We start from the raw sequence: 22,658 nt of genomic DNA on the forward strand, positions 1-22,658 counted from the left end.
GAGTCGGCCCACGTCGAGACCTCGACTCGTGATCCACAGGGTGGGGAGCCGAAGCGGGTGGACAGCCCAGGCCTGGCCGAGGACGTCCAACTTCTCGAGAAGGCCGTGTACGAGGTCAAACGCGTCATCGTCGGTCAGGATCGCCTGGTCGAACGCATTTTGGTCGGATTGCTCGCCCGCGGACACGTCTTGCTCGAGGGTGTTCCTGGCGTCGCCAAGACACTTGCCGTCGAGACGTTCGCGCGCGTCGTGGGTGGCTCGTTCTCGCGAGTCCAGTTCACTCCCGACCTGGTCCCGACCGACCTCGTCGGAACCCGGATCTACCGTCAGGGCCGTGAGGAGTTCGACACCGAACTCGGACCTGTCGTGGCCAACTTCGTCTTGGCCGACGAGATCAACCGCGCGCCGGCGAAGGTGCAGTCCGCGTTGCTCGAGGTCATGGCCGAGCGTCATGTCACCATCGGCGGCCGGACTTTCCCGATGCCAGATCCGTTCCTGGTGATGGCAACGCAGAACCCGATCGAGAACGAGGGCGTCTACCCCCTTCCCGAGGCTCAGCGCGACAGATTCTTGTTCAAGATCGTCGTCGACTACCCGACGGTCGAGGAGGAACGCGAGATCGTCTACCGCATGGGCATCAAGGCGCCCGAGCCCAAGCAGATCCTCGACCCGGTCGAGTTGGTTCGGCTTCAGAATCTGGCCAGCTCGGTGTTCGTGCACCATGCGCTCGTCGACTACGTCGTTCGGGTCATTGCTGCCACGCGTACGCCCGAGCAGTTCGGTCTGGACGACGTGGCCAGCTGGATCGCCTACGGTGCATCGCCGCGCGCAACGCTGGGGATCATCGCGGCGTCGAGAGCGCTGGCTCTGCTCCGGGGTCGCGACTACGTGGTGCCGCAGGACGTCCTCGAGGTCATTCCCGATGTGCTTCGGCACCGTCTGGTGTTGTCCTACGACGCCCTCGCGGACGAGGTCACTCCGGAGACGGTCATCTCTCGGGTACTGCAGACCGTCGGTTTGCCGCAGGTGTCGCCGCAGGCGGTTCCGGTGCCGCAGACCAACGGAGCCGGTTCCGACGGCCCGCACTTCGACGGGCGTCAAGCCGGGCCACAGGGTCAGTACCCGGCCCAGGGCCAGTATCCCGCAGCCGGCCAGTTCCCTGCTCCGGGGCAATTTCCCGCACAGGGCCAGGTGCCGCCATCGCAGCAGCCAGGACCTCAGCAGCCTTCGCAGGGCGGCCAGTACGGTCAACCGGCACCGTCGTTTCAGAAGCCGTCGGGTGACGGATCGTCGATCGGTACGCCGGGGCAGTGAGCGGACCCGACACCGCACCTGTGACTGCCGGCAGTAACCCCATTTCTCGGCCGCCGTCGTTCCGTTCGGGTGAGCTGCGCGATCCGAAGTTGGCCGCAGCATTGCGGACCCTCGAACTGACGGTGCGCCGACGGCTGGACGGTGTTCTGCACGGGGACCACCTCGGGCTGATCCCCGGTCCCGGTTCCGAGCCGGGGGACGCGAGGGAGTATCAGCCCGGCGACGACGTTCGCCAGATGGATTGGTCGGTCACTGCGCGCACGACGCATCCGCACGTGCGCCAGTCCGTGGCCGACCGCGAGCTGGAGACCTGGCTCGTGGTCGACCTGTCGGCCAGCCTGGACTTCGGCACCACCGGGTGTGAGAAGCGTGATCTCGCCGTTGCCGCCTCGGCAGCCATCACCCATCTGTCCGGCGGGGGCGGTAACCGAATCGGCGCGGTTGTGGCCACCGGAGCCAGCACCACTCGGATTCCGGCACGAGGCGGCCGGGTGCATACCCAGTCGATGCTGCGCGCCATCGCCACGACACCCGCGGCAGCCGACGGCGTACGCGGCGATCTTCGAGCTGCCATCGAGGCGTTGCGTCGGCCGGAACGCCGTCGTGGCATGGCTGTGGTGATCAGCGACTTTCTCGGGCCTATCGACTGGGAGCGGTCGCTCCGAGCCATCTCGGCACGGCACGACGTACTCGCGGTCGAGGTACTCGACCCACGTGACCTCGAGCTACCCGACGTCGGTGACGTGGTGCTGCACGATCCTGAATCGGGCCGCACTCGCGAATTCAGCACGACGCCTCGGCTACGAGCAGATTTCGCCCGTGCCGCGGCTGCGCATCGCGACGACGTGGAGAAGGCGCTGCGGCGATGCGGAGCGCCCCGGCTGACACTACGTACCGACGGTGATTGGATCGCCGACGTCGTCCGCTTCGTCACCGCGCGCAGACACACCATCGGATCCGGTTTCACCAATACTGCTCGGACCGGTACACGATGAGCCTGACCGATTTCGCTTCGCCGTGGTGGCTCGGATTTCTCGTCGTCGTCCTCGCACTGACAGTCGGCTACATCTGGATCCAACGGCGCAAGCAGAAGCACGTTCTTCGCTTCTCCAACATGGAACTGCTCGAGTCGGTTGCGCCCGTCCGGCCGAACCGATTGCGACACCTACCCACCGCCCTGGTGCTGGTCGGTTTGCTGTTTCTGACTGTCGCGATGGCGGGCCCCACGGCGGACGAGCGCGTCCCACGCAACCGTGCCACCGTCATGCTCGTCATCGACGTCTCGCTGTCGATGGAGGCCACCGACGTCGAGCCGACCCGGTTGGCCGCCGCTCAGGAAGCCGCGAAGTCCTTCGCCGACGGTCTGACTCCAGGAATCAACCTCGGGTTGGTCGCATTCGCGGGCACCGCGTCCGTACTGGTGTCTCCCACGGCCAACCGCGAAGCCACCAAGTCCGCCATCGACAAGTTGCAGCTGAGCGAGCGAACGGCCACCGGTGAGGCGATCTTCACCTCGCTGCAGTCGATCGACACTCTCGGAGCCATTCTCGGCGGCGGTGACGCGGCCCCACCTGCTCGGATCGTGCTGCTCTCCGACGGCAAGCAGACCGTGCCGCAGGAACTCGACGACCCGCGCGGCGGCTACACCGCCGCACGGGCGGCAAAGGACAAGGGCGTGCCGATCTCCACTATCTCGTTCGGCACGAGCTACGGCTCGGTCGAGATCGAGGACGAGGGCGGCGGCGGGGTCGAACGAGTTCCGGTGCCGGTCGACGACCCGTCCTTGCGCGAGATCGCGACCCTCTCGGGAGGCAGCTTCTTCACCGCGTCGTCGCTGGAGGACCTGCGCGACGTGTACGACACCCTGGAGGAACAGATCGGGTTCGAGATCACCCGAGGGGACGCGTCGCGGCCGTGGTTGATCCTCGGCGTCCTGTTCATCGCGTCGGGCTTGGGGTCGGCATTGGTGATGCGGCAACGATTGCCGTGATCGCTGTCATTACTCACCAGTAAGTTTCGCTTTGTCATTGCAGGACGAACAGATAGGTTGCTAGGCATGTCCACACCTGACTTCATCGCGCGATCGGTACTCGTCACCGGAGGTAACCGGGGTATCGGTCTGGCCATCGCCCAACGGCTCAGTGCCGACGGACACAAGGTGGCCGTCACCCACCGCGGATCGGGAGCGCCCGACGGTCTGTTCGGAGTCGTCTGCGACGTCACCGACTCCGACTCGGTCGACGCTGCCTTCAAAGAGGTCGAGGAGAAGCAGGGACCCGTCGAGGTGCTGGTGGCCAACGCGGGCATCACCGACGACACGTTGCTGATGCGGATGACCGAGGATCAGTTCCAGCGGGTCATCGATGCAAACCTCACCGGAGCCTTCCGCGTCGCCAAGCGCGCCAACCGCGCCATGCTGCGTGCACGCTGGGGCCGGATGATCTTCCTGAGTTCGGTCGTGGCCATGGCCGGTGGACCGGGCCAGATCAATTACGCAGCGTCCAAGGCGGGCGTCATCGGCATGGCTCGGTCGATCACGAGGGAACTGGGTTCGCGGTCCATCACGGCGAATGTCGTGTCCCCGGGGTTCATCGAAACCGACATGACCGCAGAGCTCTCGGACGACCTGCGCGGCAAGGCAAAGGAATTCATCCCCCTTCAACGTCTCGGTCAGCCCGAGGACGTCGCGGCCGTCGTGAGCTTCCTCGCGGGACCGGACTCGTCGTACGTATCCGGCGCGGTCATCCCCGTCGACGGCGGTATGGGTATGGGGCACTGAAGTCCTACTCGCACAACGCTTTCGATAGACGTACACCTCCGAATTAAGGAAAACAGCACTATGGGCGGATTGCTCGAAGGCAAGACCATTCTCATCACCGGCATCATCACCGATGCCTCCATCGCGTTCCACGCCGCTGCCATGGCGCAGGAGCAGGGTGCGAAGGTGATCATCACCGGGTTCGATCGGCTTCGGCTCATCGACCGCATCGCGCAGCGGCTGCCCAAGGAGGTGCCCCCGGCGATCGAGCTCGATGCCACCAACGAGGAGCACCTGGCGGCGCTGGCCGACCGTGTCCGCGAAGTGGCCCCCGAGGGCATCGACGGAGTTCTGCACTCCATCGCATTCGCACCGCGCACCCTGATGGGACCGGATGCCAAGCCGTTCCTCGACGGCCCCGGCCCCGATGCCGCGAGGGCATTCGAGATCTCCGCGTGGAGTTACGCGTCGCTCGCGCGCGCCGTGCTCCCGGTCATGAACGAGGGTGGCTCGATCGTAGGAATGGACTTCGATCCCCGCACCTCGATGCCGTACTACAACTGGATGGGTGTGGCCAAGGCCGCACTCGAATCGGTGAACCGTTACGTGGCACGGGAAGTGGGCGCAGCCAAGCGCATCCGCTCCAATCTTGTTGCAGCAGGGCCGATCAGGACTCTTGCCGCCAAGGCAATTGCGGGTACCGCGACCGGTGATGCAGCCAAGATGGACCAGCTCAACGTGTACTGGGACGGTGCCGCTCCCATCGGTTGGGACGTCAACGATCCGACCGTCGTCGCGAAGTCGATCGTTGCGCTTCTGTCGGATTGGCTGCCCGGCACCACCGGATCCATCGTGTACGTCGACGGTGGAGCCAGTCACAACACGTACCTGCCCGAAAACATGTGACGTCGCGGTGGGCGGAACCGCGCGTGGTTTCGCCCACCGGGAGGTTTCGTTCGCCGATCGGACCCCCACCCGGGCCTGTCGGCGGCGAGGGCACAATGGATATATGACCACCCCTGGAAACTTCGACGCACTGCTGGTGCTCTCGTTCGGCGGACCGGAACAGCCTGCCGACGTACGCCCGTTCCTGGAGAACGTGACTCGCGGCCGCGGAGTGCCGCCCGAGCGCCTGGACGCCGTCGTCGAGCACTACATGCATTTCGGGGGTGTTTCCCCGATCAACGAGCTCAATCGCAACATCATCTCTGCACTTCGTGACGAATTCGATTCGGCCGGAATCGATCTGCCGATCTACTTCGGAAACCGCAACTGGCATCCGATGATCGAGGACACCGTGGCGACCATGAAGTCGGACGGGATCGCCAATGCCCTGGTGTTCCCGACGTCGGCGTGGGGTGGCTACTCCGGGTGCAGGCAGTATCACGAGGACATCGCTCGGGCCCGCGACGCAGTGGGCGATGGAGCACCGCATCTGCTCAAGATCCGGCAGTACTACGACCACCCGCTGATGGTCGACGCGTTCAGCGACGCCGTCGCATCGGCGCGAGCCTCGTTGCCCGAGCAGCACCGCGCTGGTGCACGCCTGGTGTTCACCGCACACTCCATCCCCTCGGCCGCCGATGTCAACGCCGGTCCGCCCGAAGACGCCGGTCACCTCTACAGCCGTCAGGTTGCCGAGGCATCGAGGCTCGTCGCGGCCGCGTCCGGTATCGAGGACTACGACCTGGTGTGGCAGTCCCGATCGGGACCGCCACAGGTTCCGTGGTTGGACCCGGACATCTGCGACCATCTCGAGGCGCTCTCGGCTCGGTCGGTCGACGCGGTGATCGTGTGTCCGATCGGATTCGTGTCCGACCATCTCGAGGTCGTGTGGGATCTCGACACCGAGGCCGAGGAGAAAGCTCGCGAGCTCGGGCTGGCCTTTGCCCGTGCCGGAACCCCCGGGTCGGATATGCGTTTTCCCAAGATGATTCGCGAGCTCGTCGACGAGTACCGCCTCGGTGCCGACTGCCGCGGGCTCGGCCGTGTGCCGGGCTACGGTTCGACGCTGGACGGAAATCGCTGCGCCGTCGGCTGCTGCGAGCAACCGTCCCGGCCGACTCGTCCTGCCGGAGCGGCTGCCGGATAGTCCCTGATCGAACGACCGACGGGCATCAAGCGGAGTGCATCGCCGCTTCGATGCTCGTCGCGACAGCGATGGTGCGGGCAGTTCGGACCGCGGCCCACAGCGGCCGAACCAACTCCTCGCGCGCCGCAGCGGCTGTCGCGGTGGGGGCTTCCGAGGGTGCAGACCCGGCCGCGACGGTCAGAATGGCCGCAACTCGGTCTGCGGATTCGAGTACTCGGAATGCCCTGTCCGACATCTCGGCGGGGTAGCGATGCCGGGCCGCATCGGCGATCAGTGCGGCGATGCGGGCGCGTGGATCGGATTGCAGGGTTCGGGTGGGGAGCGACTGCATCTGGGCGAGAGCGTCTGCCGCGCCGCGAACGGCCTCGCGCATCTCGTATTCGGCCTCGCCCAAGCCTTGCTCACGATGGCCGTGCTCGGGGACGACGATCGAATACACGGTCCAGCGCAACACATCCGGTCCCTCGACGACCGGCACCACTCCGATCCCGTTGTTGCCCGAGGTGCCGACGATCACGGCCTGCCCGGCGTTCAGGGCGGCGCGCGAGAAATCCGTGTTCGCCGGCAGCCCGCTCACTGCGCCGGGGGCAGGCAGGACGAGCCTGACTCGGTCGTCTCCGACCGCAGACCGCGTCTCTGCCCCTGCGGTGGCTCTGATTGCCTGCAGCAGGCCTGCGATTCCCTCGGCGTAACCGGGATGTTGCAGTCCGAAGCTCTCGGACGCACCCGCATCGCCCGCACCCAAGAGATGCATCGGTGCCCACTCGGACATGGCGTCGATGACGTCGTCCGGTGAGCTGGCACCAGCCAGCCAGGAACTGGCCCACAGGGCAAGACTCGCACTCGAAGAACACACGACTCACGAGCATAGGTCGGCGTGGCGAACCGTGCTCGGGACGCCGATGTCGCTAGCGTTGACCGCCGTGAACGACATGTACGGCGGAGACATTCTCAGAGGGCACAGTCGGATGCGGAAGGTACCGGCACCAGAAGTTCCGGCCGAGCGCGGACTGGTCGTCGAGGACGCCGGAACCGGTTACTGCGGTGCGGTGGTCGGATTCGAGCGCACCTACGACGGAGACTTCGTCCGACTGGAGGACGGTGCCCGCACCACACGTCTGTTCGCCCTGCGAGAAGCCGCGTTCCTGATCGACGGCCGTCGGGTGACTCTGGTCCGCCCGAAGCCCGCGGCTGCGACACCGCAGCAGACGCGCTCGGCCTCCGGATCCACCAAAGTCGAGGGACTGCGGGCACGGACGGCCCGCGCGAGCCGGATCTGGGTCGAAGGGGTGCACGACGCGGCCCTCGTGGAAAGTGTGTGGGGACACGATCTTCGAGTGGAGGGAGTGGTCGTCGAGCACCTGGAGGGCCTGGACAACCTGGGGGAGCGATTGGCCGATTTCGGTCCTGGTCCAGGGCGTCGCGTCGGAGTGCTGGTGGACCATTTGGTGACCGGGTCCAAGGAGTCGAAGTTGACGAAATCGCTGGGCGAGCACGTGCTGGTCACCGGTCATCCGTTCATCGACGTCTGGGAGGCCGTCAAGCCCGCTGCTGTCGGTATCGATTCTTGGCCGAAGATCCCTCGGGGTCAGGATTGGAAGACCGGAATCTGCCGAGAGCTGGGGTGGGGTAGTCCTCGGGAGGGATGGCGTCGGGTGTATTCGTCGGTATCGAGCTTCCGTGATCTCGAAGCACCACTGATCGGCGCCGTCGAACAATTGGTCGACTTCGTCACCGAGTAGGGCTGTGTCCAGCAACGCACCGGCAATTGTCCGATTCGTGATTGGATGGAGGCTGTGGCAGCGATCATATGGCTCATAGCGGCAGTGGTGCTCGCCGGTGCCGAGGCACTGACGGGCGACTTCTTTCTTCTGATGATCGCCGGCGGTGCACTCGGCACTGCAGGGGTCTCTGCTCTGACGGATTTCCCGGTGTGGGCCGATGCGATCGTCTTCGGTGTCCTGTCTCTGGCGCTGGTTCTCGGGTTGCGACCGATTCTGTTGCGGCGCTTCGCGAATCCGCCCGATACCCCGATGGGCATGGCGGCACTCACCGGCAAGAGTGCCGTGGTGCTCGAGCAAGTCACTGCACACGAAGGCCAGATCAAGCTCGGTGGTGAGGTGTGGACGGCTCGTCCACTCGACGAGACCGAGGTCTACGCCCCGGGTACCACCGTGACCGTGATGGAAATAGACGGCGCTACCGCCGTCGTATGGAAGGGACCGTAGCTACGTGGAAGCACTCATCGCACTGGCTGTCATCGTCGTGTTCGTCGCGGTGTTGATGGCCAAGTCCATCTCGATCGTCCCGCAAGCCGAGGCAGCCGTGATCGAGCGGCTCGGCCGGTACACGCGCACCGTGTCCGGTCAGCTCACGGTCCTCGTACCGTTCGTCGACCGCATTCGTGCCAAGGTCGATCTGCGCGAGCGGGTCGTGTCGTTTCCCCCGCAGCCGGTGATCACCAAGGACAACCTGACCGTGTCGATCGACACCGTCGTCTACTTCCAGGTGACCAATCCGCAATCGGCCGTATACGAGATCAACAATTACATCGTCGGCGTCGAGCAGTTGACGACCACCACCCTGCGCAACGTCGTCGGTGGAATGACGCTGGAAGAGACTCTCACGTCGCGTGATTCGATCAACGGTCAACTCCGCGTCGTGCTGGACGAGGCAACCGGCCGATGGGGCCTGCGAGTGGCCCGAGTAGAGCTCAAGAGCATCGATCCGCCGCCCTCGATTCAGGAATCGATGGAGAAGCAGATGAAGGCCGACCGCGAGAAGCGTGCGACCATCCTCACCGCCGAAGGGCATCGTGAATCGGCGATCAAGACAGCCGAGGGTGACAAGCAGAGTCGAATTCTCGCAGCCGAGGGTGGCAAGCAGGCAGCGATTCTCACTGCCGAGGGTGAGCGGCAGTCTCGCATCCTGCGAGCGCAGGGTGACCGTGCCGCGAAGTACCTCGAAGCTCAGGGGCAGGCCAAGGCGATCGAGAAGGTGTTCGGTGCAATCAAGGCCGGCAAGCCCACGCCCGAGTTGCTCGCGTACCAGTACATGCAGACGCTGCCGCAGATGGCTCAGGGCGACGCCAACAAGGTGTGGATGATCCCGAGCGATTTCGGCGATGCGCTCAAGGGCTTCGCCAAGACACTCGGTGCTCCCGGCGAGGACGGGGTGTTCCGCTACGAGCCCAACGAGTCGGCGGGCAACGAGCCCAAGCCGGAGGACGACTCGGACGAAGTAGCCGAATGGTTCGAGACCAAGACCGATCCGGCGGTCGCCGAGGCGGTCAAGGCTGCAGAAGCAGTGGCGCGCAAGCCGGTCGACACGTCGTTGGCTGCGTCTCCAGAACTCTCGAAGGGCTTCGACGTCGGCGCCCTGTCGGCGTCGCCCGAGGCGGAGCCGGAACAGCGCTGAGATCGTCGGTGATCAGTTGAACAGGGCGGTTCCCACACCGGCAGCGGCCAGGGCCCACAGCACGCTGGCGAAGGTGCCGATGATGAACTGTTCGGAGGCATGGGATTCGCGCAGCTCGGGATAGCGCGCGAGTCCCTTGACTGCCAGCACGATGGCGATCCCTTCCGGCCAACCGGCGAGGATCGACACGGCGACGGCCACGCGTTCGAGGATGCCGATGGTCAGCCCACCACGAAGCGGCTCGACCGGATCGTCTCCGGTCGAGCCGCTTTGTCGTCGTGCGACGCGAAACACGGTGGGTACCATCGCTGTTCCGCCCAGGGCTGCAGCGACGACGCTGAGGACCACTCCGACGGCGTGGCCGAAACCGTAGGCCGGTCCGGCCACCGTGGCCAGGATCGCCGCTGCCGCGAGCAGACTCGACACGGCGACGGTGGGCAACCATCGGCGAAATCCGGTGCCGGCTGGGATGGTAGCGGCGACTGCGGTCAGTGCCAGTAGCACCAGGGTGGCAACAATCATGGCCGATGGTGTCCTGTCGTGTTCGCGGTGTCGAGCAATCGAGTCGCCAGGGTGCGGCCCGCGTTCTCCACCTGCCAGCCGGCGACGGAGAGTCGTTGCGACATAGCTTGTTTGCTGATCTTCAACCGCTCTGCCGCGTCGGTCTGCGACAACCCGCCCTCCATGAGTGCCACCGCTTCGCGGCCGTGGTCCGAGCGGCGGCCGATCAGGAGGGCAACAAGGGTGAATGCCGTCTCCGCATCTTGGGCGGTAGTGGGCTCGGGGCCGGAGACGGCAAGTGCGGCGGGGGTACCTTTGGCCCTGGTCACAGCATCTCGAGCTGCCTCGAATGCCGGACCACGTCCGGCTCGCGTGGTTTCCGGTAGTGGAAGCTCGACGGAACCGATGCCGATTCCTACGCTCCACTGTGGCGTCGATACCAGTTCGAGTGCGATGGAGACGACGGTGGCGGAGTCCTCGCACACGGCTTGAACTTCGTCTCCTGCTGTGCGATCGAAAGGGCGGATCAGCCCGTGGTCGCGATAGCGGTCGAGCAGCTCGGGCACCCGATCGATATCACGTCTACTTCGACGTTGGTCCACGGTCAGAACGAACATTGGACAAGGCTAAGTCGTTGATTTGCGATAGTCAAGCTTCAAGGCTTGATTCACCGGAGTCAAGGTTCACGCCCTGCTTACTGCCGGCAGGAACAGGCTCTGGCTTCGAGCCGCGCGAGAGCCGCCAATCCACCACCAGGCCGCTCAGTCCGATCGCGATGCAGACCGCGGACAGCACCAGCAGCACCGGATGTGTCTCACCTCCGATGGCACCGCCGATCACGACGATCCCGAGAGTGCCCGGCAGCATGCCGACCGCAGTCGCCACGGCGAACGGTACGAGGCGCACCGCCGATACACCGCAGGCGTAGTTCACCAACGAGAACGGCACCGGGGCGATCAAGCGCAGAGAACCGACGGCCAGCCAGCCTCTCCGGCGAAGGCTGTCGTCGATCGAGTCCAGGGCCGAATGCGACATTCGAGCTGCCACGGCCTCGCGTCCGATCGCGCGGACCAGCAACAGAGCCAGGATCGCGCTGACCGTCGACGCTCCGATGGTGACGGCCAGGCCGGTCAGGGGGCCGAACAGAACTCCGGCACTGAGTGTGAACAGGGTTCTCGGGACCGGCGCAATGGTCACGATCGCGTGCACGGCGAAGAAGGCGAGCGGGAACGCAGGCCCGACGGCTGTTCCCCACTGGCGAATCTCTTCGACACTCGGATGGGGAGCGAACACGGCCACGAGGGCGAAGACGACGATCACCGCCACCAACGCGATCAGTCGGAGGTCGCGCAGGTGCCGGGTCACGAGAGGCAAGCGTACCGGCGCAAGGTGACACCTTCGCCATCTCGGAGTTCGACGACCGAGCGGTACGACCGAACGTGAGGTGATCCTCACGATAACCTGCAATCAAGTGGGGTTAGCATCACTTCAAGTCGGGTGTAGAACTGCCCGCCGAACCGAGGGAGCAGCACACGTGTCCATCGCGTCGCACGAAGATGCCGCACGCAGTGCTCATGCGGCCTGGCAGAAGTCAGTGGCCGGTGTGTTGGCCAAATCTCGCAGGGTCGAGGTGGCCGATCTGCCCGCCGACCCCGAACATCTTCTCGATTCCACGACCTACGACGGGATCACGGTCTCCCCGTTGTACACAGCGTTCGACGAGCGGCCGGAAGGTCCGCTACCGGGACAGTTTCCGTACGCACGGGGTCGTGATCCCCATCGCGACGTCAATGCCGGCTGGAAGGTGTGCACTCGGCACGGCTCGACCGCCCGTGACGCAACCGACGGTGACGCGTCCGTTCTCAACACTCAGATTCTCGATTCGCTGTCCAACGGCACCAGCGCCCTGTGGTTGGCGGTCGGCGGCCACGGCGTCGACCCGACAGCGCTACCGGAGGCTTTGCGCGGGGTGTTCCTCGAGCTCGCACCGCTGACCATCGATGCGCGCGAGGCCGTATCTGCCGCGGCAACCTCGTTGTTCTCGATTCTCGACTCGGCCGACATCGACGATCGCGCCGCAGTCGACATCCGACTCGGAGTGTCCACCCTCACTGCGCAGTTGGCGGGCACCGCGACGATCGAGATGGCAGAGGCACTCGAGCTGGTCCACGAGTCGATCGGACGAGCGGAGACCGTTCGCACGATCACCGTCGACGGCACCGTCTTCCACAATCTCGGAGCCGGCGACGCGCAGGAACTCGGTGCGTCGATTGCCGCAGGCCTCGAGTACGTCCGTTCCATGACGAACGCAGGGGTCGGCATCTCGGATGCTCTGCGCCAGATCGAATTCCGGTTCGCCGCCACCGACGATCAGTTTCAGACCATCGTCAAGTTCAGGGCCGCGCGCACACTGTGGGCGCGCGTTGCGCAGGTATGCGGAGCCCCGGACGCCGGTGATGCTCCACAGCATGCGGTGACCTCGGAAGCAATGATGTCTCAACGAGATCCGTGGGTGAACATGCTGCGCACCACACTCGCGTCGTTCGGTGCCGGGGTGGGCGGTGCGGATTCGGTGACGGTGCTGCCGTTCGATGCCGCGCTGCACGGCGGCGCAGCGGGGGTGTCGAAGACCTTTGCGGCCCGCATCGCCAGGAACACGCAATTGCTGCTGCTCGAGGAAGCCCATCTGGGACGGGTGCTGGATCCGGGCGCGGGGTCCTGGTACATCGAGGAGCTGACGGCCGCGGTCGCCGCGAAGGCCTGGGAGTTCTTCCAGACCGTCGAAGCGTCGGGTGGATTCCGCGCCGCCGTCGACGACGGTTCACTCGTGGCGGCGGTCGAGAAGACCCGTGCAGAGCGCGATTCCGACATCGCCCACCGGCTCACCCCACTGACCGGTGTCAACGAATTTCCCAATCTGGCCGAGGCTCCACTGAGCCCCGAGCAGACCGCGCAGCAGGGCTCGGCGGTGCACCGGTACGGCAGAGCCTTCGAGGCGCTTCGGGATCGGTCGGATGCCTTTCTGGCCGAGCATGATTCGCGGCCGACCGTGCTCCTGATACCGCTGGGAAGCGTCGCCGAACACAACGTCCGAACGACCTTCGCATCGAACCTGATGGCGTCGGGCGGGATCGAGGCCGTCAATCCAGGTCCACTGACCGTAGACGGAATCGCCGGATCGGTCGAGACCTTCCGGGCCTCCGTCGCAGTGGTCTGCGGTACCGACAAGCGATACGCCGACGAGGCGTCCACTGCCGTGGATGCAGCACGCGCCGCTGGTGTTTCGCGAGTACTGCTGGCCGGGCCCGAGAAGATCTTCGCCGGCATCGAGGGCACGTCGCGTCCCGATGGATTCCTGACCGCGAAGGTCGATGCCATCGCCGTGCTGACCGAACTTCTCGACACCCTGGGAGCCTCGAAGTGACGACCGACGAGAACCGAACCTCGCACACCATCGGTAGTTTTGCCGACGTGCCCCTGGTCGATCCCGACGAGCCGACACCGTCGCCGCCGTCGGCCGAGGACGTCGCGGCTCATGTGGAGCAGGGTGCGAAGGCCAATTTCTACACTGCCGAGCAGGTGGTGTGGTCCACCCCCGAGGGCATCGACGTCAAGCCGGTGTTCACCGAGGCGGATCGCGACGCCGCGGAGGCCGAGGGCTATCCGCTGCACAGCTATCCGGGTGCCCCGCCGTTCCTGCGCGGGCCGTATCCCACGATGTACGTCAACCAACCGTGGACCATTCGCCAGTACGCCGGATTCTCCACCGCGGCCGAGTCCAACGCCTTCTACCGCCGCAACCTCGCGGCCGGCCAGAAGGGCCTGTCGGTGGCGTTCGATCTGGCCACTCACCGGGGCTACGACTCCGATCACCCGCGAGTACAGGGTGACGTCGGAATGGCCGGTGTCGCAATCGATTCCATCTACGACATGCGTCAGCTGTTCGACGGTATCGACCTCGGCAGTGTCTCGGTGTCGATGACGATGAACGGAGCGGTGCTACCGATCCTGGCGCTGTACGTCGCCGCCGCGGAGGAGCAGGGCGTCGGGCCGGAGAAACTCGCCGGCACCATCCAGAACGACATCCTCAAAGAGTTCATGGTGCGCAACACCTACATCTATCCGCCGAAACCGTCGATGCGCATCATCTCGGACATCTTTGCGTACACCAGCGAGAAGATGCCGAAGTACAACTCGATCTCCATCTCCGGCTACCACATCCAAGAAGCCGGTGCCACAGCCGATCTCGAACTCGCCTACACCCTCGCGGACGGTGTCGAGTACATCCGAGCCGGTCTCGACGCGGGCATGGACATAGATACGTTCGCACCGCGACTGTCGTTCTTCTGGGCCATCGGAATGAACTTCTTCATGGAGGTCGCCAAGCTGCGGGCCGGGCGCCTGCTGTGGGCCGAGCTCGTCCAACAATTCGAGCCCAAGAGCGCCAAATCCCGTTCGCTGCGCACTCATTCGCAGACGTCGGGTTGGTCTTTGACCGCACAGGACGTGTTCAACAACGTCGCGCGTACGTGCGTCGAAGCCATGGCCGCCACCCAGGGCCATACGCAGTCCCTGCACACCAACGCGCTCGACGAAGCACTGGCGCTGCCGACTGACTTCTCGGCCCGGATCGCACGCAACACTCAGCTGCTCATCGCTCAGGAATCCAATACCGTTCGACCGATCGATCCGTGGGGCGGCTCGCATTACGTCGAATGGCTCACCCACCAACTCGCGAATCGGGCTCGGGCACACATCGCCGAGGTCGAGGAAGCGGGCGGAATGGCTCAGGCCATCGGCGAAGGAATTCCCAAGCTGCGCATCGAGGAGGCGGCCGCTCGTACCCAGGCGCGCATCGACTCCGGCCGGCAGCCGCTGGTGGGCGTCAACAAGTACGTGCCCGACGAGCCCGACACCATCGAGGTGCTCAAGGTCGAGAACTCGAAGGTCCGCCGTGAGCAGATCGAGAAGCTCGAACGCCTTCGTGCCGAGCGCGACACGGCCGAAGTCGAGGCAGCACTGGCGAATCTGACCCGAGCTGCGGCCTCGGACCAGCCGGGAATGGAGAACAATCTGCTCGCTCTCGCCATCGACGCCGCGCGCAAGATGGCCACCGTCGGCGAAATCTCCGATGCGCTCGAGAAGGTCTACGGGCGCCATCAGGCGGAAATCCGGACAATCAGTGGTGTGTACCGCGACGAGGCAGGTAAATCCGAGAACATCACCCGCGCCACCGCGCTGGTCGAGCAGTTCGCCGAGGACGAGGGCCGTCGGCCTCGCGTCCTGGTGTGCAAGATGGGTCAGGACGGGCACGACCGTGGCCAGAAGGTCATCGCAACGGCATTCGCGGACATCGGCTTCGACGTGGACGTCGGCCCGCTGTTCCAGACCCCCGAGGAGGTGGCCCGCCAGGCCGCCGACAACGACGTTCACGTCGTCGGAGTGTCGTCGCTGGCGGCAGGCCATCTGACGCTGGTGCCCGCCCTGCGACAGGCCTTGGCCGACGTCGGCCGCGAGGACATCATGATCGTGGTCGGTGGCGTCATCCCGCCCGGCGATTTCGACGAGCTCTATGCGGCGGGCGCCGCGGCGATCTTCCCTCCGGGCACCGTCATCGCCGACGCTGCGATCGGGCTGGTGGAGAAGCTGTCCGTTGCGCTCGGCCACGCACCACGCGAGGCCAACGCCTGAGTATGGGTTCTCCGAACGACAACACGAGTTCCTCGATCGGTGCAGCGTCGCCGAGCGGGCGAACCATCGACATCGATGCGGTGGCCGAGGCGGTCCGAGCGAACGAGCGATCCGGTCTGGCGCGTGCCATCACCCTGGTCGAGTCGACCCGATCGGATCATCGAGACCTGGCTCAGCAACTGCTCCTTCGTGTGTTGCCCGACGCAGGTGGCTCTCACCGGGTCGGTATCACCGGAGTGCCGGGGGTCGGTAAATCGACGTTCATCGACGCGCTCGGTATGCGGTTGATCGAGAAGGGCCACCGAGTCGCGGTGCTTGCGGTCGATCCGTCGTCTACCCGGACCGGCGGTTCGATCCTGGGTGACAAGACCAGAATGTCGCGATTGGCGGTGCAGGAGAACGCGTACATTCGGCCGTCTCCGACGTCGGGGACTCTGGGCGGAGTGGCGCGTGCGACCCGAGAGACCATCGTCCTGCTCGAAGCAGCCGGTTTCGACGTGATCCTGGTCGAGACCGTGGGCGTCGGACAGTCGGAGGTGACGGTCGCCAACATGGTCGACTGCTTCACGTTTCTCACCCTTGCTCGCACCGGAGATCAGTTGCAGGGCATCAAGAAGGGCGTTCTCGAACTCGCCGATCTGGTGGCCGTCAACAAGGCCGACGGCAAGCACGCGACCGACGCGAAGAACGCGGCGCGGGAGTTGGCGGGCGCGCTGCGCCTGATCTATCCGCACGATGCGATCTGGAAGCCCCCGGTGTTGACGATGAGTGCCATCGAGGGCACCGGACTCGACGAGTACTGGGATACAGTGTTGCGCCATCGGCAAGTGCTCACTGACGCAGGCGAATTCGCAGAAAAGCGTCGCAAGCAGCAGGTCGATTGGACATGGACGATGGTCAACGATCAACTGCTGCGTCGACTCGCGCAGAATCCCTCCGTCAAGGCCATCCGCGGCGATGTCGAGGCCCGAGTGCGCGACGGTTCCCTGACCGCCGCGCTCGCGGCGCAGGAGCTACTCGACGCGTTCGATTCCTGAGTCGAACTCTGCTCGTTGTGCCGCGGGGTAGAGCCGCGCGGCGAGAGCTCCGACACGATCGATCAGGCGGTCGAAGAACGCCTCCGGATCGGTGTGCGTCGCGATCGCGACGTTCGCGTCCCTGCCCCACATTCCGCGCCAGTCCGCGACCGTCGTCCCGCGCGTGAGGGTTCCGATGAGTTCGACGTCGACGGTCGCGTGTCGGTAGGTGGCGATATCCGCATCCAGCGCGACAGCGGCAGCAAACGGATCGTGCATGTGCGCGAGGAATCCCTGATCGTGATCGCGATGAAATTCCATGTAGAACCGCACCGCATCGGAGAAATGCCGCACGATGGGGTTCGACGCGGTCGACCGAACACCTGGTGTATCGCTCGACGAGATCACCTCGCCTGGAGAGCTTCCGGCCCGTTCGGCAAGCCGCCGAACGTGTTCCGGCGTCATCTCGATGGTCTCGGTGATGTCGAGCGCACAGACGATGGGGTGACGCTCGGCAGGTAGTCCTGAGAAGGCCGCGAACACCTCCGAGGCTGCCTCCGGGTCCACCGCGATGTTCCATTCGCTGGTCGGAGTCGTGTTGCCCTGGTGTTGAAACGCTCCGCCCATGAGCACCAAACGCTTCAACAATCGAGGCAACTCGGGATCGCGGCGGATCGCCAGCGCGAGATTGGTCAGCGGACCGGTGACGAGCCCGGTGATCTCGCCCGGATGCGAGCGGACCAGCTCGATCCACATCGTGGTGGCATCTCGGGGTGACAGCGACCGCGGCGACACCGGAAGCTCTGCGTACCCGATACCTTGCGGTCCGTGGGTGTCCTCCGTGGTCATCAGCGGCGCTACGAGCGGCACCTGGGCGCCGAGCGCGACCTCGACATCACCTGCGCGGCACAGATCGAGCCAGGCCAGGTTGTTCGCGGCAACCTGATCGACCGGCACGTTCCCTGCGGTGGAGGCAATACCGAGTATGTCTGCCTCCTCGGTCGCGAGCAGGTAGAGCAGGGCGAGCGAGTCGTCGATCCCGGTGTCGACGTCGACGATCAGTGGCACCGTCATGCTGCCACCTCCGTGGTCGGGGTGTGGTGAACCGGAAAATTGACCGATCGTGCGATGAAACACTTCGACGATGCGGATGCGTGCAGTGTCTCCGCGCGGGCCACCATCGACGGGTCGGCCACACTCACGACCGGGGCCAGGGTGACTTCTACGAACTGCCCGGACCCGTCGGATTGCTCGGTCATCACCCCGGTGGGGGAGTCGACGTAGCCGGTGACGGTCACGCCCGATGCAGCGGCCAGTCCGAGGTACCAGAGCATGTGGCAACTCGACAGCGAGGCCACGAGGAGCTCCTCGGGATTCCAGCGCGCTGCGTCGCCGCGGAAGCTCGGATCGGAGCTTGCTGCGAGGTCGGGTTTCCCCGGAGCCGAGACAACGTGGTCGCGGTCGTAGCAGGAGGCACCCGAGGTACCCTCGCCGCGATTGCCCGTCCATTTCACTGTGAGTCCGTAGTTGTGGTTCGGCACGAGACCATCGTGCCAGTACGGGGCCCAGCGGTAGCGGGCCACCTCGCCCCTCGATGTCCGTATCGACCGTATTGCCCCAATTGTCAAGGGGGCCAGGCAAAACGGATCAATCGACCACCGACCTGGTGAAACCTGGACCGATGTCGCTTTTTGTCGTGTTCGTTGTTTGATAAGCGGTCATTCCCCTGGCTAACGTTGCAGCAATGACGGTTGCGCAAGGTCCAGAATCTCCCGAGTCGTCACCCCGACAATCGCGATGGGGACATCGGCATGTCCAACTCCTCCGACGTGACGCGTTCTCCCATCGGATGCGGAAAAAGCCGGCGCTGTCGGAGGAGAGCATCACCGTCGTCGATCAACCGATGCTCAAACGCGCGGTGTCGGCCGCAGCTCTCGGTAACACGATGGAATGGTTCGACTTCGGCGTCTACGGCTATCTGGCGGCGACGCTGGGCAAGGTGTTCTATCCCGACGCCACGCCGGCCGTTCAGCTCATCTCGACGTTCGCCACGTTCGCCGCTGCATTCGTGGTTCGGCCACTCGGCGGCCTGTTCTTCGGCCCGTTGGGGGACCGAATCGGTCGGCAGAAGGTGCTCGCCGCCACGATGATCATGATGGCCATCGGCACCCTGGCCGTCGGACTCATCCCCAGCTACGCAACCATCGGAATCTGGGCACCGATCCTTCTTCTCGTCGCACGCTTGGTTCAAGGCTTCTCCACCGGCGGTGAGTACGGCGGTGCCACGACCTTCATCGCCGAATACTCCCCGGACAAACGGCGTGGCTTCCTCGGTAGTTGGCTCGACTTCGGCACCTTCGTCGGATACGCGATGGGCTCCGGCCTGGTGACGATCCTCAACGCCGTGCTGGGCGACGCCACGATGGTCGAATGGGGCTGGCGGATACCGTTCTTCGTTGCCGGCCCGATGGGGCTCATCGGGCTGTATCTGCGCCTCAAGCTCGAGGACACGCCCGCATTCCGTAAGCAGCTCGACGAACACGACAGCAAGGTGAAAGCGCAGGAGAGCGGACGGAAGTCGATCGGAAAGATCTTCACCGATCACTGGCGGGCTCTGTTGATCTGCATGGGAATCGTGCTGTTGTACAACGTGACCAATTACATGGTGACGTCGTACCTTCCGACCTACTTCACCGAAGTCGTCGGACGTAGTCAGCTCAGTGCCGACTTGCTCGTACTCTCGGCGATGATCGTCGTGGTCAGCATCATCGTGTTCGTGGGCAGGCTCACCGACAGGATCGGCCGCAAGCCGGTATTCGTGTTCGGCGCCGTCGGACAGATCGTTCTCGCCGTGCCGTGCTTTCTTCTGCTGCGCGGCAGTGGATGGGTCGGGCCGCTGCTCGCGTGCCTCCTGCTCGGCCTCGTACTGGCGTGTTTCGCGGCACCGAGCGCATCGACGCTACCTGCCCTGTTTCCCACCCGGATTCGCTACGCCGCGCTCTCGATCGGGTTCAATCTGTCGGTTTCCATCTTCGGCGGAACGACGCCCCTGGTCACGTCGGCCCTGGTCAGCGCAACGGGCAGTCCGATGATTCCTGCCTACTACCTCATCGTGAGCGGCGTCATCGGACTCATCGCAGTCGGCTTCCTGCGCGAATCCGCCACGCAACCGCTCGACGGGTCTCCGCCGCAGGTGGATTCGACCGAGGAAGCCAAAGATCTCTACACCGAGGCATCGGCTTTGGCAGGCCGACCCTGACGGGACGCCCACCCTGACGACTCGAGAGTCACGTCACGACCAGACCGCCTCGTCGGCTCCCCATGGGCGTGCGGGAAACGGGTAGTCGGCGAAGTCGTCGAACACCGGGCGCGCGGCCGTGACGCGACCGTTCGTGACCACACAGTTCGGTGGTGGGGTCTCGGCCGGACCGTGATCGGGGTCCCGTCCTGGTGATCGAAGTAGCCACGCCGCCGTCCGGGCCAGGGGTACCTCGACGGTGGCGGGCGACCCGAATCCTGACGCACGATCGGCCAGCTCCGACACGATCCCCGCAGCGAGCAGGTACCCGCTCGCGTGGTCGAGCGCCTGGGCCGGCAAGCGTCCGAGTTCTCCACCTCTACCTTCGAGTACCGAGATACCGGTGGCAGCCTGGACGAGACTGTCGAAGCCACGCCGTCCAGACCATGGTCCGCGAGTACCCCATGCGCTGACCCGTCCGTGCAGGACGTCCGCTCGGTGCTCGAGTCCGAAGCGCTCGAGAGCGCCCGGCCGGTACCCGGCGACCAGGACATCGGCCGATTCGAGCAGTCGATTCACCACTGCACGCCCCTCGCGCGTGCTCATGTCCACCGTCGCCGAACGCTTCCCCTGTCCATTTTCCCTGTGCTGCCAGGTGATTTCGGGGCGGTGGGGCGGATCGATGCGGAGCACCTCGGCACCGAACAGGGCGAGCGCGCGGGTGGCCACCGGTCCGGCGATGACGCGGGTCAGGTCCAGTACCCGCACTCCGGCCAGCGGAGCAGCCGTAGTCCCCCGAAATTCGGGAACTCGATACATGGCAGAGCCCGTGTCGTCCGAACGCGCAATCACCGGACCGGACCCGGCCGCAGTTCCTGCAGGCTCAGCGGACCACTGGTCTTCGGTGCGGACCTGCACTGCCAGAGCGCCGTTCTGTGCGCACGACCACTCGAGCTCTGCAGCGGCGATACCCGCCACCCGTGCCGCGAATTCATCTGTGCCGCAATTTTCGTCGAGACCGACTGTCTCGAGCAGGGCGGTCCGGTGGTGCGGATAGTTCGCGTGAGTTCTCACCCAGCCGTCGGACACGCGGAAGAAGCCGGACAGATCTGCGAACGGCCGCACCGGTGCGCCGTCGAGGCGCAGCATCGAGTCACCCATGAACGATGCCGCTATCCGCTCCGCCGATGCGGTCGGCACCGCGCCGGTGGGGGACGGCCCGAGAACACCCCGCAGCCTGCCGACTGCGGTACCGAGGGCACCGACCGACTCGGCAGCGATGGTCGCCACCGGCAGTGTCGCCGCGAGCCATACACTCACGGGCGCAGGCCCCGTGCCGATGGGACTGCTGTTCCGGACATCAGTTCCGCTTGGCCCAGATCTCCATTCCGGCCGCGTTGAGACGGTCGATGAGAACATCGCCGATCGCGGTGGCTGGAGTCAGAACGCCACTGGCCTTCGGCAATGCATCGCCACCGAGCACCAGCGCCAGCGCCGATTCCCCGAGCATCACCGCTGTTGCCTTGTAGCCGGGGTCGCCCGATGCCTTGACGCGGGCCCGGTAGCGAGCACCCGAGGTGGTGAGGGTGTACAGGTCGACGGTGAAATGCCCCTTTTCGCGGGCCTTCTCGCTCGGACCGGTTCCTGGCTTGGGCAAGATGCGGTCGAGGACTTTTCCTGGCAAGACCGTCATGGCGGACACGCCGACGAACAGCCCCGCGGAGAGCGCTCCTGCGATGACCGGGCTGGCGAACGACGAGCCGACGCTCATCACTTCGCTGTAGCGGAACTGCTTGCCGTAGGCCCAATCTCGAAGTGCGTTGCTGCGCCGGACGACGCGTGTGTTGTACGAGGCCATCACGAACGGGGCTTTCCATCCGCGCAGGCTCGGGTCGATCTTCTTACCGTCGATCAGGACGGTGTCGAGTTGACGGCCGAGCTGCGGCTCCAGACCTCGGTCCGGACTGAGTGAGTACGGTCGAGCGGCGATCCGTCGGGCCCGCTTGTCCTTCTTCATCGCCTCGATCTGTCCTCGCAGCGAGTCGATGGTGCCGCCGCTGACTCCACCGGACATGGATGTGACGACCAGCGTCGTATCGGTGAGTTCGCCTGCGTTGTCGGCCGTGACGGCCTCGTACAGGGCGTGCACACCGATGTCGGACGGGACGGAATCGAATCCACACGAGTGGACGATGCGTGCTCCGGTGCGCTGAGCGATCTCGTGATTGGCGTCGATGCTCTCGCGGGCGAACAGGACCTCGCCGGTGAGGTCGACGTAGTCCGTGCCGGCTTCGGCGCAGGCCGTCGCCAGGGCCAATCCGTACTTCGCGTAGGGGCCGACCGTGGTGATGACGACCTTGGTGGACCGGGCCATGGTGTTCAGCGACGCGACGTCGGTGGCGTCGGCTTCGAGTGCGGACCAGTGTGCGGCCTTCGGTCCGAGTTCCTTCTGCGCGGCGTGTACCCGTGCGGTCGAACGACCGGCCAGAGCGATGCGTGTGCCGGCCGGAGCGTGCTCGGCAAGGTACTTCGCCGTCAGTTTCCCGACGAAGCCGGTGGCTCCGTAGACGACGATGTCGTAGGTGCGATCGGGGCCGATGGTCGAGTCCGAAGCAGGCGAGTTCATAGCAG

General features: G+C 65.2%; 21 protein-coding genes. 13 read left to right on the forward strand and 8 right to left on the reverse strand.

Going from position 1 to position 22,658, the window contains the following annotated elements; translation table 11 throughout:
* Positions 1–57: 57 nt before the first annotated feature.
* From O4220_RS17305 to O4220_RS17330, 6 genes are all read left to right on the forward strand, one after another.
* Positions 58–1,314 (forward strand): AAA family ATPase, encoded by a 1,257-nt coding sequence (locus O4220_RS17305; protein ID WP_269606943.1) that lies wholly within the window; start codon positions 58–60, stop codon positions 1,312–1,314.
* On the forward strand, positions 1,311–2,309 hold the full coding sequence (locus tag O4220_RS17310) for a DUF58 domain-containing protein (protein WP_420030412.1): 999 nt from the start codon (positions 1,311–1,313) through the stop codon (positions 2,307–2,309). Before O4220_RS17305 ends, O4220_RS17310 begins: the two co-directional genes overlap by 4 nt.
* Positions 2,306–3,304, forward strand: a complete 999-nt coding sequence (locus O4220_RS17315) for a VWA domain-containing protein (protein ID WP_269606443.1) — start codon at positions 2,306–2,308, stop codon at positions 3,302–3,304. Before O4220_RS17310 ends, O4220_RS17315 begins: the two co-directional genes overlap by 4 nt.
* A 66-nt stretch (positions 3,305–3,370) precedes the next feature.
* Positions 3,371–4,093, forward strand: a complete 723-nt coding sequence (gene fabG1 / locus O4220_RS17320) for a 3-oxoacyl-ACP reductase FabG1 (protein ID WP_269606446.1) — start codon at positions 3,371–3,373, stop codon at positions 4,091–4,093.
* A gap of 60 nt (positions 4,094–4,153) precedes the next feature.
* Positions 4,154–4,978: an NADH-dependent enoyl-ACP reductase InhA gene (inhA, locus tag O4220_RS17325; RefSeq protein ID WP_032377850.1), complete on the forward strand. Its 825-nt coding sequence runs from the start codon at positions 4,154–4,156 to the stop codon at positions 4,976–4,978.
* A 103-nt stretch (positions 4,979–5,081) separates the two neighbouring features.
* On the forward strand, positions 5,082–6,164 hold the full coding sequence (locus tag O4220_RS17330; RefSeq protein ID WP_269606449.1) for a ferrochelatase: 1,083 nt from the start codon (positions 5,082–5,084) through the stop codon (positions 6,162–6,164).
* A gap of 25 nt (positions 6,165–6,189) precedes the next feature.
* Here O4220_RS17330 and O4220_RS17335 read toward each other — a convergent pair whose 3' ends face one another.
* Positions 6,190–7,020 carry a hypothetical protein gene (locus O4220_RS17335; protein WP_269606451.1) on the reverse strand — a complete coding sequence of 277 codons (831 nt, stop codon included), beginning with the start codon at positions 7,018–7,020 and terminating at the stop codon, positions 6,190–6,192.
* Between the two features lie 76 nt (positions 7,021–7,096).
* Here O4220_RS17335 and O4220_RS17340 point away from each other — a divergent pair, with 76 nt between their 5' ends.
* Genes O4220_RS17340 through O4220_RS17350 form a run of 3 tightly spaced genes read left to right on the forward strand, consistent with a single transcriptional unit; the run spans position 7,097 to position 9,581 of the window.
* Positions 7,097–7,906: a DUF3097 domain-containing protein gene (locus tag O4220_RS17340; protein ID WP_269606947.1), complete on the forward strand. Its 810-nt coding sequence runs from the start codon at positions 7,097–7,099 to the stop codon at positions 7,904–7,906.
* Positions 7,907–7,960: 54 nt separating this feature from the next.
* A complete protein-coding gene (locus O4220_RS17345) occupies positions 7,961–8,392 on the forward strand; it encodes an NfeD family protein (protein WP_032378478.1) in 432 nt (143 codons plus the stop codon).
* A gap of 4 nt (positions 8,393–8,396) precedes the next feature.
* Positions 8,397–9,581, forward strand: coding sequence for an SPFH domain-containing protein (locus O4220_RS17350; RefSeq protein ID WP_032377853.1), 1,185 nt, complete (start codon positions 8,397–8,399; stop codon positions 9,579–9,581).
* A 12-nt stretch (positions 9,582–9,593) separates the two neighbouring features.
* Here the strand turns inward: O4220_RS17350 and O4220_RS17355 are convergent, their stop codons facing one another.
* Genes O4220_RS17355 through O4220_RS17365 form a run of 3 tightly spaced genes read right to left on the reverse strand, consistent with a single transcriptional unit; the run spans position 9,594 to position 11,447 of the window.
* Positions 9,594–10,103 (reverse strand): hypothetical protein, encoded by a 510-nt coding sequence (locus O4220_RS17355; RefSeq protein ID WP_269606454.1) that lies wholly within the window; start codon positions 10,101–10,103, stop codon positions 9,594–9,596.
* Positions 10,100–10,699 (reverse strand): hypothetical protein, encoded by a 600-nt coding sequence (locus O4220_RS17360; protein ID WP_269606456.1) that lies wholly within the window; start codon positions 10,697–10,699, stop codon positions 10,100–10,102. The genes O4220_RS17355 and O4220_RS17360 overlap by 4 nt, the downstream gene beginning before the upstream one ends.
* 31 nt (positions 10,700–10,730) lie before the next feature.
* Positions 10,731–11,447, reverse strand: coding sequence for a TVP38/TMEM64 family protein (locus tag O4220_RS17365; protein WP_269606458.1), 717 nt, complete (start codon positions 11,445–11,447; stop codon positions 10,731–10,733).
* 169 nt (positions 11,448–11,616) lie between these two features.
* On the opposite strand from O4220_RS17365, the gene O4220_RS17370 reads away from it, so the two are divergent.
* The 3 genes from O4220_RS17370 to meaB are packed head-to-tail and all read left to right on the forward strand — an operon-like array spanning position 11,617 to position 16,810.
* Entirely contained in the window at positions 11,617–13,506 is a 1,890-nt protein-coding gene (locus O4220_RS17370; protein WP_269606460.1) for a methylmalonyl-CoA mutase family protein, read from the forward strand.
* Positions 13,503–15,773 carry a methylmalonyl-CoA mutase gene (gene scpA / locus O4220_RS17375; protein ID WP_269606462.1) on the forward strand — a complete coding sequence of 757 codons (2,271 nt, stop codon included), beginning with the start codon at positions 13,503–13,505 and terminating at the stop codon, positions 15,771–15,773. The genes O4220_RS17370 and scpA overlap by 4 nt, the downstream gene beginning before the upstream one ends.
* Positions 15,774–15,775: 2 nt before the next feature.
* Positions 15,776–16,810: a methylmalonyl Co-A mutase-associated GTPase MeaB gene (gene meaB, locus O4220_RS17380; RefSeq protein WP_269606464.1), complete on the forward strand. Its 1,035-nt coding sequence runs from the start codon at positions 15,776–15,778 to the stop codon at positions 16,808–16,810.
* Here the strand turns inward: meaB and O4220_RS17385 are convergent.
* Positions 16,787–17,863 carry a nucleoside hydrolase gene (locus tag O4220_RS17385; RefSeq protein WP_269606466.1) on the reverse strand — a complete coding sequence of 359 codons (1,077 nt, stop codon included), beginning with the start codon at positions 17,861–17,863 and terminating at the stop codon, positions 16,787–16,789. The two genes, meaB and O4220_RS17385, sit on opposite strands and share 24 nt — an antisense overlap.
* Complete coding sequence (locus O4220_RS17390) at positions 17,860–18,330, reverse strand: OsmC family protein (RefSeq protein WP_269606468.1); 471 nt, start codon at positions 18,328–18,330, stop codon at positions 17,860–17,862. Before O4220_RS17390 ends, O4220_RS17385 begins: the two co-directional genes overlap by 4 nt.
* A 308-nt stretch (positions 18,331–18,638) precedes the next feature.
* Here O4220_RS17390 and proP point away from each other — a divergent pair, with 308 nt between their 5' ends.
* The gene (gene proP, locus O4220_RS17395) at positions 18,639–20,048 is read left to right on the forward strand and encodes a glycine betaine/L-proline transporter ProP (RefSeq protein ID WP_269606471.1); all 1,410 of its coding nucleotides are present in this window, start codon (positions 18,639–18,641) and stop codon (positions 20,046–20,048) included.
* Positions 20,049–20,081: 33 nt separating this feature from the next.
* Here proP and O4220_RS17400 read toward each other — a convergent pair whose 3' ends face one another.
* Complete coding sequence (locus O4220_RS17400) at positions 20,082–21,347, reverse strand: CoA transferase (RefSeq protein ID WP_269606473.1); 1,266 nt, start codon at positions 21,345–21,347, stop codon at positions 20,082–20,084.
* Positions 21,348–21,387: 40 nt separating this feature from the next.
* Positions 21,388–22,653 (reverse strand): saccharopine dehydrogenase family protein, encoded by a 1,266-nt coding sequence (locus O4220_RS17405; RefSeq protein WP_269606476.1) that lies wholly within the window; start codon positions 22,651–22,653, stop codon positions 21,388–21,390.
* Positions 22,654–22,658 lie beyond the last annotated feature (5 nt).

Origin of the sequence: Rhodococcus ruber, assembly GCF_027270735.1 — a bacterium.
GTDB lineage: Bacteria > Actinomycetota > Actinomycetes > Mycobacteriales > Mycobacteriaceae > Rhodococcoides > Rhodococcoides rubrum_A.

Excerpts from the sequence above, each read along its gene's own strand:
- meaB (WP_269606464.1), top strand. The coding sequence starts at position 15,776 with ATGGGTTCTCCGAACGACAACACGAGTTCCTCGATCGGTGCAGCGTCG.
- O4220_RS17330 (WP_269606449.1), top strand. The coding sequence starts at position 5,082 with ATGACCACCCCTGGAAACTTCGACGCACTGCTGGTGCTCTCGTTCGGC.
- O4220_RS17340 (WP_269606947.1), top strand. The coding sequence starts at position 7,097 with ATGTACGGCGGAGACATTCTCAGAGGGCACAGTCGGATGCGGAAGGTA.
- fabG1 (WP_269606446.1), top strand. The coding sequence starts at position 3,371 with ATGTCCACACCTGACTTCATCGCGCGATCGGTACTCGTCACCGGAGGT.
- inhA (WP_032377850.1), top strand. The coding sequence starts at position 4,154 with ATGGGCGGATTGCTCGAAGGCAAGACCATTCTCATCACCGGCATCATC.
- O4220_RS17385 (WP_269606466.1), bottom strand. The coding sequence starts at position 17,863 with ATGACGGTGCCACTGATCGTCGACGTCGACACCGGGATCGACGACTCG.
- O4220_RS17355 (WP_269606454.1), bottom strand. The coding sequence starts at position 10,103 with ATGATTGTTGCCACCCTGGTGCTACTGGCACTGACCGCAGTCGCCGCT.
- O4220_RS17405 (WP_269606476.1), bottom strand. The coding sequence starts at position 22,653 with ATGAACTCGCCTGCTTCGGACTCGACCATCGGCCCCGATCGCACCTAC.
- O4220_RS17315 (WP_269606443.1), top strand. The coding sequence starts at position 2,306 with ATGAGCCTGACCGATTTCGCTTCGCCGTGGTGGCTCGGATTTCTCGTC.
- proP (WP_269606471.1), top strand. The coding sequence starts at position 18,639 with ATGCGGAAAAAGCCGGCGCTGTCGGAGGAGAGCATCACCGTCGTCGAT.
- O4220_RS17360 (WP_269606456.1), bottom strand. The coding sequence starts at position 10,699 with ATGTTCGTTCTGACCGTGGACCAACGTCGAAGTAGACGTGATATCGAT.